Genomic DNA, 14,154 nt, shown 5'->3' with positions numbered 1-14,154 from the left:
CGATTTTTTAATTATGAGAATGTACTAATTCATTTTCATCATAGATTACTGTTGGATACTTCCCTGTAAAGCAAGCAGTACATTGACCTCTATTTGGTCCTTCATGATTTCTACCAATAGCATTTAGTAATCCTTCTAGACTAATAAATTCTAATGAATCTGCACCAATTTCTTCGCAAATTTCTTCTATTGTATTAGTTGCAGCAATTAACTCTTCTCTTGTAGAAGTGTCAATACCGTAGTAGCAAGGATTTTTCAATGGTGGTGCGCCAATACGAACATGAACTTCACTTGCACCTGCATCACGTAACATTTGTACGATTCGGCGGCTTGTAGTTCCACGAACGATTGAATCATCTACCATTACTACACGTTTCCCCTCAACGATCGAACGAACTGGAGAAAGTTTCATCTTAACCCCTTGCTCTCTAAGTTCTTGAGAAGGTTGAATAAATGTGCGACCTACATAGCGATTTTTAATCAATCCAAGTTCATATGGAATACCAGATTCTTCTGCATAACCAACTGCTGCTGAAATACTTGAATCAGGAACACCGATTACTACGTCTGCTTCAACAGGAGCTTCTTTAGCTAATACACGCCCCATATTTTTACGTGCAGCATGAACATTGATATTATCAATATTGCTATCAGGACGAGAGAAATAAATATATTCCATACTACAAATTGTGTGATTAACTGATGAAGTAAACTGATCAGTTTCGACTCCATTGTCCGAAATAATAAGTAATTCTCCCGGATTAATATCTCGAATATATTTCGCTCCGACTACATCGAATGCACACGTCTCTGAAGCTACAACATAAGCGTCACCTAGTTTAGCTAACGCCAATGGTCTAAAGCCATTTGGATCAAGTGCGACATACATTGCATCTTTTGTTAGAACTAAGTAAGCGAAAGCTCCTTTGATCATATTTAAAGATGCTTTAATGCTATCTTTTAATGGAGCAGAACCATTACGTTTAATTAAATGAGCAAGTACTTCAGTATCAGAAGTAGTTTGAAAAATACTACCTTGCATCTCTAAGTCTTTACGTAATCTTGAAGCATTTACTAAATTACCATTATGGGCAAGAGCAATGCTTCCAGTATGCGATTGGAATAATAGAGGCTGAACATTTTCATAGCCGCCTCCGCCTGCAGTAGCATAACGAACATGACCAATAGCAGCTTTTCCATGTAAATCATTTAATTGACCTTTACTGAAAACTTCTGTTATTAAGCCAAGTCCTTTAGCACCTTCAAGCTCATTCCCATTAGTTACAACAATTCCAGCTCCTTCTTGGCCTCTGTGTTGTAAGCTATGAAGACCATAGTAGGAGATTTGGGCAGCATCAGTATGCCCCCAAATTCCAAATATTCCACACTCTTCGTTTAGTCCTTTTATTTCAGCAAGCATGGGATCGCCTCTTTCCAAGCTTGTTTCAGTTCCTCAACTGAAGCAAGAAGAACTGTTTCATTGTTTTCATTACGAACTGTTACTGAAGTTTCTTCTGTAACTGTACCGATTAACGTTGCATCTACTAATGCTTCGAATTGTTCTTTATGTTCAGGTTTAACTGAAAGTAAGAAACGTGATTGAGTTTCGCTAAATAATGAAACAACCTCATTTCCTTCGATCGTAATAGTTGCACCAACTTCTGACGGACCAAATGTGCTTTCTGCAATCGCTACAGCTAAACCACCCTCAGAAATATCGTGTGCTGAAGCAACTACACCTGCTTGAATAGCAGCAAGAATTTGCTCTTGGCGACTAGATTCAACAGCTAAATCAATACTTGGTGCTTTACCAAAGATTTTGCCATTTAATAATTTTTGAAGCTCACTTCCACCGAATTCAGCTTCTGCTCCGCCGATTACATAAATTAAATCACCAGCAGTTTTAAAGTTTTGAGTCGTGATGTGCTCTACATCTTCAATTAGACCTACCATACCAACTACAGGAGTTGGGTAAACTGCTTCACCATTTGTTTCGTTATATAATGATACGTTACCACCGATTACTGGAGTGCTTAATACATTACAAGCTTCACTCATACCATCAGTTGCTTTTTCTAACTGCCAGAAAATCTCAGGTTTTTCAGGATTTCCGAAGTTTAAGCAATCTGTAATTGCAAGAGGACGAGCTCCTGAACAAATTACATTACGTGCTGCTTCTGCTACTGCAATTTTCCCACCAACTTCAGGATCTAAATATAAGTAGCGTGCATTACAGTCTGTTGTCATTGCTAGAGCTTTTTTTGTATCACGAATTCTGATCACTGCAGCATCAGAACCTGGAGCAACTACTGTATTTGTACGAACCATATAGTCATACTGACCGTAAACCCACTCTTTACTTGCAATTGTAGGTTGAGAAAGTAATTGTTTTAACGTTTCTTTTGAATCACTAATTTCAGGAATATAGTTTTCCATCGCTTGGAACTCACCATAATATGCAGGTTCAGTTGATGGCTTATGATATACTGGAGCTTCTTCAGCAAGAGCGTCTACAGGTAATTCAGCTACAACCTCACCTTTATGAAGTAAGCGAAGCATCTTATCATCTGTAACACGTCCTACAGATACAGCATGTAGATCATACTTTTCAAATAAGTCTACGATTTCTTGCTCTCTACCTTTTTCTACAACTAGTAACATACGTTCTTGAGATTCTGATAGCATCATTTCGTAAGCTGTCATACCAGCTTCACGTTGTGGAACTAAATCAAGATTCATCTCAATTCCCATTCCTGCTTTTGAAGCCATCTCAGCAGATGAAGATGTTAATCCAGCTGCGCCCATATCTTGAATACCAACAAGAGCGTCATTTTGAACAACTTCTAAACATGCTTCAAGTAATAACTTCTCCATAAATGGATCGCCTACTTGTACCGCTGGGCGTTTCTCATCAGATGCATCAGATAACTCTTCAGAAGCAAAAGTTGCACCATGAATTCCATCACGACCAGTTGAAGCACCAACGTACATTACTGTATTTCCAGCACCATGCGCTTGACCTTTTTTAATATCTTTATGATTGATTAAACCAACACACATTGCATTTACTAAAGGATTGCCTTCGTAACATGGATCGAAGTTTACTTCTCCACCAACTGTTGGAATACCAATACAGTTTCCATATCCAGCAATACCTGCAACAACTTCTTCAAATAAATATTTAACTCTTGGAGTTTCTAATTCACCAAATCGTAAAGAATTTAGAAGTGCAACAGGACGTGCTCCCATTGAAAATACATCACGAATAATTCCACCTACACCAGTTGCAGCACCTTGGTATGGTTCAATTGCAGAAGGATGATTATGGCTTTCGATTTTAAATACTACAGCTTGCTCATCGCCAATATCAACAATACCTGCTCCTTCACCTGGTCCTTGTAAAACATGTTCACCACTAATTGGGAATTTACGTAATAAAGGCTTTGAGTTTTTATAACTACAATGTTCTGACCACATTACTGAGAATAATCCAAGCTCTGTATAGTTCGGATTGCGACCAATAATTGATTTGACTAATTGAAACTCTTCATCAGTTAAGCCCATAGTGGCATAAATTCTATCATTTTCAATTTGAATTGGATTTGGCTCAAGAAGTAACGACATGGTTTTCCCTCCAGTTTCTTACAATCGAACGAAATAGTTGAAGTCCGTCTGCTGAGCCTAATAATGCATCAACTGCACGCTCAGGGTGTGGCATCATTCCTAATACATTTCCTTTTTCGTTAACAATTCCTGCGATATCATCTAAACTACCGTTTGGATTGTTTTGATAACGGAAAATTATCTGATTATTAGTTTTAAGTGATTCATATGTTTCTTGATCGCAATAGTAATTTCCTTCACCATGTGCGATTGGTACTGTAATTACTTGACCTTTTTCATAACCAGTTGTAAACATTGATTCATTGTTTTCAACAACTAGCTCAACAGGCTTACACATAAATTTTAATTTCTCATTACGTCTAAGAGTACCTGGTAGTAGACCTGCTTCAGTTAGGATTTGGAATCCATTACATACGCCAAATACTGGTTTACCTTCAGCTGCAGCTTTCTTCACGGCATCCATCACGTTTGCAAAGCCTGCAATTGCGCCAGAGCGTAAGTAATCTCCATATGAGAAGCCACCTGGTAATAAGATACCATCAAATTCATCTAAATTCGTTGAATCATGCCATACGTATTCTACTTCTTCGCCTAACTCATCTTTGATTGCATGATACATATCAACATCACAATTTGAGCCCGGGAACACAATTACTGCAAACTTCACTGTGCGACTACCTCCTCTACCTCATAACGGTAATCTTCAATTACGATGTTTGCTAATAACTTTTCACACATTTCTTTTACAGTAGTATCTAAATCTGCAACATTTTTATCAATCAATAATTCCATATATTTACCGATACGAACATCTTGAACTTCGCTAAAATTCATGCTATGAAGTGCATTTTTAACTGCATTTCCTTGTGGATCTAAAACACTTTCTCTTAATGTAACGAATACTCTTACTTTGAACATGATAATCCCCCTAAGCGTTTTAAAATTTCTTCGTATCCATCTGTTAAGTTACCTAAATCTCTACGGAATACATCTTTATCAAATTTCGCGTTTGTATCTTTATCCCATAATCGGCAAGTATCTGGTGAAATCTCATCTGCTAATAAAATAGTTCCATCATTTAATTTGCCAAACTCTAATTTAAAATCGACTAATCGAACATTACATTCATTAAACTGTTCTAATAGTACATCATTAACACGGAGAGCAATTTCTTTAATTGTTACAAGATCTTCAGTTGTTGCTAGTTCAAGTGCAGCGATATGATCTTCATTAATAATCGGATCACCTAAATCATCACGTTTGTAATAAAACTCGATGATTGGCTTTTCTAACTTAACACCTTCATCTAATCCCATGCGTTTCGATAAGCTACCAGCAACGATATTTCTAACAACTACTTCAATTGGTACAATAGTTACTCGTTTTACAAGTTGTTCAAGTTCTGAAGTTTTTTCTACGAAATGAGTAGCAATACCTGTTTCCATTAACTTTGAAAATAGTAAACTAGTAATTGCATTATTCAAGCGACCTTTACCGGCAATCTCTGCTTTCTTTTCACCGTTAAATGCAGTTGCTGAATCTTTGTACACAACTCTTACAATTTCAGGATTCTCAGTTGAGAAAATTCTTTTTGCTTTTCCCTCATACAACATTACTTGCTCTGCCATGCTAACAATGCCTCCCATATCCTCATTTAAACACCCAATAGAATTTATGCTTTATCTGTTATTTGAATTGTTTGGCTAAGAATTTTTTTCTCTAATCTTAGCCAAACAATTATTTATTAATTTAATCCTAAGCGTTCAAAAATTGTATCGACTTGACTTAAGTGGTAGCTGTAGTCAAAGCAATCATTAATTTCTTCTTGAGATAATAAAGAAGTAATTTTTTCCTCTGCTTCTACAAGCTCTTTAAACTGTACTTGAGTTTCCCAAGCTTCCATTGCTTTTGGTTGAACAGTATCATAAGCCTCTTCACGTGACATTCCTTTTTCAATTAAAGCAAGAAGTACACGTTGAGAATAAATTAATCCGTAAGTACGGTCCATGTTACGTTTCATATTCTCAGGGAATACAGTAAGGTTTTTAACAATATTTCCAAATCGATTTAACATGTAATTTAAAAGTATTGTTGCATCCGGTAAGATGATTCTTTCTGCAGATGAATGTGAGATATCTCTTTCATGCCAAAGTGATACATTTTCATAAGCCGTTACCATATGACCTCTAATTACACGAGCTAAACCTGTCATGTTTTCAGATCCAATTGGATTACGTTTATGTGGCATTGCAGAAGAGCCTTTTTGACCTTTTGCAAAGAATTCTTCAACTTCACGTGTTTCACTTTTTTGTAATCCACGTACTTCAGTTGCAAACTTCTCAATTGAAGTTGCAATTAAAGATAGTGTTGCCATGTAGTGAGCATGACGATCACGTTGTAATGTTTGAGTTGAAATTGGAGCTGCTTGAATTCCTAACTTTTCACAAACATATTCTTCAACAAATGGAGGAATATTTGCGTATGTTCCAACAGCGCCTGAGATTTTACCTACTCGAACTGTTTCAATCGCATTCTTAAATCGCTCTAAGTTACGTTTCATTTCTTCAGTCCATAATGCAAGTTTCAAGCCAAAAGTAGTTGGTTCTGCATGTACACCGTGAGTACGTCCCATCATTACTGTGTACTTATGTTCTTTAGCTTTCGTTTCAAGAATTCCAATGAAGTTCTCTAGATCTTTTAATAAGATATCATTTGCCTGGCGTAGTAAGTATGAAAGTGCCGTGTCTACTACATCAGTTGATGTTAAGCCATAATGTACCCATTTACGTTCATCGCCTAATGTTTCAGAAACTGCACGTGTAAATGCGACTACATCATGACGTGTTTCTTTTTCAATTTCATAAATTCGGTTTATATCGAAAGAAGCTTTTTCACGTAACACTTTTACATCTTCTTTAGGAATATCCCCTAATTCAGCCCATGCTTCACATGCTAAGATTTCAACTTCTAACCAAGCTTTAAATTTGTTTTCTTCTGTCCAAATTGCTGCCATTTCTGGGCGTGAATAACGTTCAATCATATTTTTACCTCCATCGGGTTTTGTTCCCAAATCCCTAACTCTTGTACTTTTTGCATCGCTAGTTCCGTTGATGCTGCCATTATATTAATATGTCCCATTTTACGGCCTTTTTTGCTTTCTTCTTTACCATAAAGATGGACATTTAATGTACTATCATTTTGCATTACATTCAATACTTCTTCAACATGTTCACCTAATATATTCACCATTACAACTGGTTTAAGTAATTCCGTATTCCCTAATGGTAGATTACAAACCGCTCGAATATGCTGCTTAAATTGTGAAGTTTCAACTGCCTCCATCGTATAGTGTCCTGTATTATGTGGACGCGGAGCTAATTCATTAATATAAACCTGCTCATCTTCTGTTACAAATAACTCAATTGCTAAAACGCCTACAAGATGAAATGAGCTAGCTACTTTTTTTGCATAGTTCTCTGCTGTTTCTATTACTGATTTTGAGGTATTTGCCGGTACAGATGAAGTATGCAGAATTTGATTTATATGAACATTCTCTGCTATTGGAAACGTACTTACTTCTCCATTACTATTTCTTGCGACAATTATTGACAATTCTTTTTCAAAAGGAACCCAGCCCTCAAGAATACATTGCTGTTTTTTAACAAGTTCTAACGCTTCAACAAAGTCTTCTTCAGATCTTAAAACAACTTGCCCTTTTCCGTCATAACCACCTGTTGTCGTTTTCAAAACAGCTGGTAAACCTATTTTCCTAACTGCTTCAGAAAATTGCTCTTCATTTTCTACTAATCGAAATGGAGCAACCTTAATTCCTAAATTTTGAATAGCTGTTTTTTCAGTTAATCTATTTCTTGTTAGCTTTAATAACTCACTACCTTGAGGTAAATAGGAATGTTCATCTAAATACTCAAGTGCGTTTACATCAATATTTTCAAATTCATATGTTATAACATCACTTACTTTCGCAAGCTGTTTAATTGCTTCTATATTAGAATACTCAGCCGTAATCTCTATATCAGATACTTGCCCACAAGGCGAGTTTGGAGTAGGATCTAAAACCGCTATTTTATAGCCCATTTCTTTCGCTGAAAGCGCCATCATTCTTCCAAGTTGGCCTCCTCCGATGATCCCTATTGTTTGTCCTGGTAGAATTACTTTGCTATTCATAGTGATTCACTGCTTTCTAGAACTTGTTTAGTAGTGTTTTCACGACGAGTTTCTAATGCTAAATAAACTTCTTGATCTTGGATACTTAATACTTGAGCTGCAAGTAAGCCTGCATTCGTCGCACCTGCTTTACCAATTGCAACAGTTGCAACAGGTACACCACCTGGCATTTGTACAATTGATAATAATGAATCTAAACCATTTAAAGCTTTTGATTGTACTGGTACACCAATTACTGGAAGTGTCGTTTTTGCTGCTACCATTCCTGGTAAGTGAGCAGCCCCGCCTGCACCTGCAATAATTACTTTAATACCACGTTCTCTAGCTGATTCTGCATACTCAAACATTAAATCTGGTGTACGATGTGCCGAAACAACTCGTTTCTCATAGCTTATATTTAGCTCTTCTAACACATCACAAGCATGTTTCATTGTTTCCCAATCACTTGTACTCCCCATAATGACACCAACTACCGGTTTCATCTGCTTTTCCCCCAAGTTTATTCGCTATTTTTTTATTTTTACAATAAATTTCCAACAAAAAACGCCTAAATAGAAATATCCCTCTATGGCGAGAAAGATAATCTACTTAGGCGTATACTGATAACGTACACGTGTGATTAACTTCCCCTCATAGTCCAGTAATTTAAGGTTACTAGGTAGAAACTTTTGGGCCATATTCCCAAACTTATATGAGGTTTGCTAAATTTCCTATCTCTATAGTATCAATTTATTACTCTTTTTTCAACAAAATATGAATGTTTTTCTTAAAAAATATTTTAATGTTCGTGTTTTACTCAGTTTTATACATTCTATGATGCCTATTTTTATTAAATTACTGATAGCAACTGTAATTTTTTTATTTCTTATTCGGATTTCTATTATCGAATAATCAATGAAGAACAAAAAAGCTATCTATCCCTATAATAAATGGGAAAGATAGCTTTTTCAATTATTGACTTTTATTGAACAACCGTTACTTTAGTCGGAGTTGATGTTACTTTGAACCCATCTTTTGTCGTAACATCAGCAGAGATATAGTATGTGCCGTTTGGCAGAACAGCTTCTGGAATCCATTTAGTCTTAAATTCTTTTTCATTTTTAAATTCAGATGAATCGACAATTTTTCCATTTGCATCTTTCACATTTAAGGTAAAGTCTACTCTGTTTTGAGCAAACATAGCAATTTCTGCTGCTTTGTTTTGGTTTATATTTGTAGTCGGATAAATACTAGCATTTGAAAGAACGATCCATGGACTCTTGTATTGTGAACTTTGGTCCCCCCAAGAAGTGTGTGAGTGGTTAAATGCGTTGTCGGCTCCAACTACAACTATATTTTTCGGTTCAACATTTACTAGTAATGTTTGTGCTGCTCCTGGTGAATATTGATTTCCATTAACCCAAACAACTGAACCTGCGTATCCATTCTCATCAGTACCCTTCCATGAAATTTCGAACTTTCCATTTTTTGGCGTAACTGTAATGTCTGTAACTTTAGGAAGTACTGAATCAACTTTTACTGGCATTTTCACTTCTTGTGGTTTGGCACCTGGATAATCTAATGTTGTTCTAATTACATATTTATAGTCTCCATCTGGAACAAATTCTCCGGACTCATCTGTCATATCCCAAGCATAAAGTTCGTTATAGCTGGTATCACCATATGACATTATATTTTTTCTGAATTTATATGGCTTTCCATCGAACTCACTAAAATTACCTAAATATTTAACCGTATTACCTGATTGGTCTTCGATATTCATTTCAGTTTCTTTTAAATTACGTAAAGCCGTAAATGAAGAATAAATTCCATTTAAATGGTAGTTTGGCGAAATTGCGATTTTGTTAAGATCGAATGTACCAGTTGTTGGATTAAATCCTTTTGGATAACGTTCTGAAGTCCCATCCCAAAGCGCTGTATAACCTAAAAACGCATCTTTTTCCCATGCTGGAGGATCAATGTTTTTTGGCTCGTCCCATTTTCCATAGAATCCCATATAAGGAACAGAAATTGGTACAGCTCTATCTTGGTCTTTAGTTACAGGAACTAAACGAACAAATCCTTCAACAAAACTATTTTTCTTTAATGAATCTGGTAAATTTACATTAATAGTCAGCATTTTTGTTTGACCTGGTTTAATTTTCAGTAATGAACCATCTTTGTAAGTTACTTTATTATCATTTACAGTAATTGCTGCGCCATCAATTCGTTCACTTATTAATGTTAAATAATCTTTTGAATCAAGGGTACCATTATTATCTAAATCAAATTGCTTTGTTTCCGTTTTATCTTTTAATAAATCTACATAAACATTGTATTCGATGTCATCGCTATTATTTTTCTCTTTTGGTGCATCAAATGCTTCAACATTTAATTTAAAGCTAGTACTTTTTCCAATTTCTTTTAAAGCTACTGCTCCAGCTTGCTCTAGAGAACCGATTCTATTTGTAACAATGACTGGTGTACTAATCGCATTTTGAATTTGCATTAAACCAGAGCCTTGAACGCGTGGTGAATATGGAACTTCTCCATTTGTACTTGGATCCATTACAATATTTGATGTGTTCATTAAAGCTATTTTTGCTTTTAAAGCAGTATTTTCTGAATGCTGTAATCCTTTTTCATAAAGTGACTGTAACACCAATGCTGAACCACCAGCAACATGAGGAGCTGCCATAGATGTACCACTCATGACTTCATAATCATTTCCAGGAACCGTTGAGTAAATATTTCCACCAGGACCAGAGATTTCTGGTTTAAAATCTAGTGTACTTGGTGCACCGTATGATGAAAAATCAGACATCGTGTTTTTATCAGGATTATCAATCCATGTATCTCCGTCTAACTTCATCTTAACAATTTGATTATTAGCTAATTTATTTATTAATTCTTGACCTACAGCCTTACCAGTTGTTGCAGCTGGAATTGAAAATTCACTAAATCTTAGAGTCGGATAATCTACTATATTACTAGGCGGGATGACAATAACAGCTTTTGCTTTATATTTTGCAGCGTTAAATTGAACAAATGAATATGAAGTATATTGATTGTTCATTTTTGCTACAACGATTTTTCCTTCTACGTTTTTATTAATAAAATCAGCAGTTTTCGAACCTTCGCCTACGTAGACTAACTCATACTCTTGACCAGGGTTTAAATTTTTAGAAAGTTTAAAGTTGTACTTTGGTGCAAAGTAAGTTTGATCTTGGAAAGGAAGTTTAAAACCATTAGCATCCCCTAAAGTATTTAAGTGCACTTTTGTATTTTCATAAGAAGCAACTGATAAAGCAAAAGGGCTTACTCCAGGTGCACCTACTGTTCCAATATCTGGATTTTCTGCATATGGCTGATAAGCAGAAGGGAATAATAAGTTGTGTTTTGTACTGTAGGCTGAGTTACCACCAGAAACTATTACAAGTGTACCCTGTTCCGTTGCATAACGAATCGCCTTCTGAATTGGGTCAAAGTCTTCTCCTACAAAACCTGCATCAACACCTAAACTCATATTAATAACATCTGCACCCATTGTAACAGCATGCTCGATCCCTGCGATGATGTTATCCTCGGATGCACCTCCACCTATATCGGAGAACACTTTTTCAGCTAATAATTGAGTTCCAGGCGCGATTCCTTGAACACCACTATTCGCCTCGTCACCATTTGCACCAATTGTACCTGAAACATGCGTACCGTGTGGACTTCCATCTCCATGAGGGATCACATCCGTGTCATTATCAGCCCAATCATAGCCTGTTGGTACTTTATCTGTGTACCAAATATCGTTTACAGAAGTTGAGCCTAATTTACTACTAATTCCACTTTGCGTTAACTTCTGTTTTTGTTTACCTTTTTCAGTCAACTTCATGTCCTTATGCGTATAGTCAATACCTGTATCAACTACGGCTACAAGTAATCCTTCACCTTGATAACCATATTGATTCCAAACCTTTTGAGCTTGTACTAATTCTTTACTCGCTGCCATTGTTTCATGGTAAGTTTTTGCAACACTTACGTTAAGTACTCCAGGAATAGACTTAATTTCATTGAGATTCTGATATTCCGTCTCAACACTAAAACCATTGAACCCTTCAAAGAAACGTTGTTTTAATTTAGGGGAATTTGATTTAGCCTTATTATTCTTTGTGATTTCTTCGATTACTTTGTCTTGTTTTTCTTTAAATAAGGATTTTTTGTTTGATGTAGAAGTGTCAGTAGTTGATGGTTGTTCAATTTGCACTATAAAACGAACATTATCGGTAGGTTTATACGTTTTCTCAGACTCTTCCTTTTTTATATCTTTATATAAGTCCTCTTTGCCTTTTGGACTTTGATCTAGTAATTGTGGTAATTGATCCTCAATCGCTTGAGTAGTTGTATCATTATTTTCCGCAAGAGCCGTATAAGATGAGAAAATCAAAGAGGATAAAGCCACAGTAGTCATTACTTTAAACGGTATAATTTTACTGAATTTCATTAGAGTTCTCCTTTTATGAGTGTAATATTTCGATTATGTATTTACTTTAATACTATGATTAAGAGGTTAGTAGTTTAATAAATAGAGAATAGTCAATTTGTTTAAACTTAAGCCCTTACCATTAAGTGAGTAAATAAATACAATACTATCTAAATGTACATTCAACATATTTCGAAGTAAATTGGGGGAATTTCATATGATTTAAGGCGTTATTTCTACAAAAAACGGCAAAAAAAATTGTATTAGACAAAATTAATTGTAAAAATTCTAAATTATATAACGATAATTCAATAATTGTGTCGGAAATTTTTAATAATATATACTCTTTTTCATTTTAATTTGTGGAAATATAAAGAAAATTTGTTTAATTTCATATATTTATTCTAATTCCGTAGAAAAAATGATTAATAAGTACTAATAATTTAAATTAAAAAAGGCGATACCATTTTGGTTTCGCCTTTTTAGAGATTAGATAATTTTAATTTTTTATGATACTTTCAATTTCCTCTATTAATTCAGACTGAATTTTATCAACTTTTGAAAAGTCCATTGTTTCAATATAAATAGCTTCTAATTCGTCTCTAAGAACTTTAGCTTCTGCCAAATAAGAAATTGCTTCTTTCATTTTATCTTTATATGAATTTGTTGTTCTTTCTATTTCAGTAGCATATTTCTCATCTGTTCCCGGCGTAATACATCGTTCATACATATCAATAATTTCATCATTTTCACGATCAGGAAAATATTCATGTGGTGCTGTACTGTCAAAGATTGCAATACCTTTTTCCGGAATAATTACCATATCAAGACTGTTTGGATCAAATCCACAATGGTATATCTCTACATCATATCCTCTTTCTTCTCCAGCAGCTGCTATTTTCTTTAACATTGTTGATTTACCGGAACCAGCTCTACCTTTAATAAAATATCGCTTTTCGATTTCTTCTGTTAAATTTTGAATATAATCAACCGCACCACTTGGAGTTGCTGCACCTAAAAATCTATGTTTTACTTTGGAGTCTTTTTCAGTATTACTGTCATTACCATAAAATTGCGCTATCAATTCGTCAGTCAGTTTATTAGCTTCTAAAAAGTCCATATTAGAGATATAAATTTCTTCAATCTCATCATGGGCACTTAATGAAGCCGCAAATGTTTTATATGCTGTTTGAAACTTCTTAGAAATTTCAGCATTTAGTGATAATATTGCTTCCTTGTGTACGGATAATTTATTAGAATCCCAAGCAACACCTAAATTCACATATTCCTCAATAACCCCTGGAGCTTTTGGTTCAATTACATGTGGTGCTGTTCCGTCTACTATACCTATTTGAAATTTCGGGATAATTAAGCCATCAACTGAATTGGTATCTGAAGAGCAATGTAAATATTCAATATCGATTCCTTTATTTACAATCAATTCTCCAATTGTTTTCATTAAAGTTGATTTCCCAGTACCTGGACCACCTTTTAGAATAAATAGTTTATCTAAATCCTCTAAAGCTGAGTCATAGAGATTATAAAACCCTTTTGCAGTATTACCTCCTGCATAATAATTGAGTATTTTTCCTCTCATCTTTTTCCCTCCATTCAATCTAGGTTATGTAGATTTATAATTAAGGGTGTTTGCCTAGCATTAATATTATTGTTTACTTTATTAATTTTTAGCAAAAGTAAAGTAACTGTTAATTTTTTATCCGAACTTGTTGCGATTCTTAAACTTGTCTTTTAGACTTCTGATATTTTCTCTCTATATGTAAAGTCATGATAAGAACTGACATTTGCAAATTTAAACATAAAAAAAACATCAGCCTAATAGCTGATGTTTTTGATTACCAGGCGACGTTCTACTCTCACAGGGGGAAACCCCC

General features: G+C 35.0%; 10 protein-coding genes and 1 riboswitch. All 10 genes read right to left on the bottom strand.

Annotated features, from left to right (window positions below):
• Positions 1-7: 7 nt before the first annotated feature.
• On the bottom strand, positions 8-1,420 hold the full coding sequence (purF, locus tag EP747_RS13675) for an amidophosphoribosyltransferase (protein WP_098859437.1): 1,413 nt from the start codon (positions 1,418-1,420) through the stop codon (positions 8-10).
• On the bottom strand, positions 1,405-3,624 hold the full coding sequence (gene purL, locus EP747_RS13670; RefSeq protein ID WP_129690694.1) for a phosphoribosylformylglycinamidine synthase subunit PurL: 2,220 nt from the start codon (positions 3,622-3,624) through the stop codon (positions 1,405-1,407). The genes purF and purL overlap by 16 nt, the downstream gene beginning before the upstream one ends.
• Positions 3,608-4,291 (bottom strand): phosphoribosylformylglycinamidine synthase subunit PurQ, encoded by a 684-nt coding sequence (gene purQ, locus EP747_RS13665; protein WP_129690693.1) that lies wholly within the window; start codon positions 4,289-4,291, stop codon positions 3,608-3,610. The genes purL and purQ overlap by 17 nt, the downstream gene beginning before the upstream one ends.
• Positions 4,288-4,542, bottom strand: a complete 255-nt coding sequence (gene purS, locus EP747_RS13660; RefSeq protein ID WP_069032645.1) for a phosphoribosylformylglycinamidine synthase subunit PurS — start codon at positions 4,540-4,542, stop codon at positions 4,288-4,290. Before purS ends, purQ begins: the two co-directional genes overlap by 4 nt.
• Entirely contained in the window at positions 4,530-5,252 is a 723-nt protein-coding gene (purC, locus tag EP747_RS13655) for a phosphoribosylaminoimidazolesuccinocarboxamide synthase (RefSeq protein ID WP_129690692.1), read from the bottom strand. The genes purS and purC overlap by 13 nt, the downstream gene beginning before the upstream one ends.
• Before the next feature lie 116 nt (positions 5,253-5,368).
• Entirely contained in the window at positions 5,369-6,664 is a 1,296-nt protein-coding gene (purB, locus tag EP747_RS13650; protein ID WP_069032643.1) for an adenylosuccinate lyase, read from the bottom strand.
• Positions 6,661-7,809, bottom strand: a complete 1,149-nt coding sequence (gene purK, locus EP747_RS13645) for a 5-(carboxyamino)imidazole ribonucleotide synthase (RefSeq protein ID WP_129690691.1) — start codon at positions 7,807-7,809, stop codon at positions 6,661-6,663. The genes purB and purK overlap by 4 nt, the downstream gene beginning before the upstream one ends.
• On the bottom strand, positions 7,806-8,291 hold the full coding sequence (gene purE / locus EP747_RS13640; protein ID WP_097973951.1) for a 5-(carboxyamino)imidazole ribonucleotide mutase: 486 nt from the start codon (positions 8,289-8,291) through the stop codon (positions 7,806-7,808). The genes purK and purE overlap by 4 nt, the downstream gene beginning before the upstream one ends.
• Before the next feature lie 131 nt (positions 8,292-8,422).
• Positions 8,423-8,524: riboswitch (purine riboswitch) on the bottom strand.
• Positions 8,525-8,770: 246 nt separating this feature from the next.
• Complete coding sequence (locus EP747_RS25225; protein WP_129690690.1) at positions 8,771-12,283, bottom strand: S8 family serine peptidase; 3,513 nt, start codon at positions 12,281-12,283, stop codon at positions 8,771-8,773.
• Positions 12,284-12,761: 478 nt separating this feature from the next.
• A complete protein-coding gene (locus EP747_RS13630) occupies positions 12,762-13,859 on the bottom strand; it encodes a PRK06851 family protein (RefSeq protein WP_129690689.1) in 1,098 nt (365 codons plus the stop codon).
• Between the last annotated feature and the right edge of the window lie 295 nt (positions 13,860-14,154).

The sequence above is a fragment of the Gottfriedia acidiceleris genome (genome assembly GCF_004138285.1).
Lineage (GTDB): Bacteria > Bacillota > Bacilli > Bacillales > Bacillaceae_G > Gottfriedia > Gottfriedia acidiceleris_A.
The sequence above is the reverse complement of the archived record's forward strand: the minus strand, read 5'-3'. Positions and strand labels throughout refer to the sequence as shown.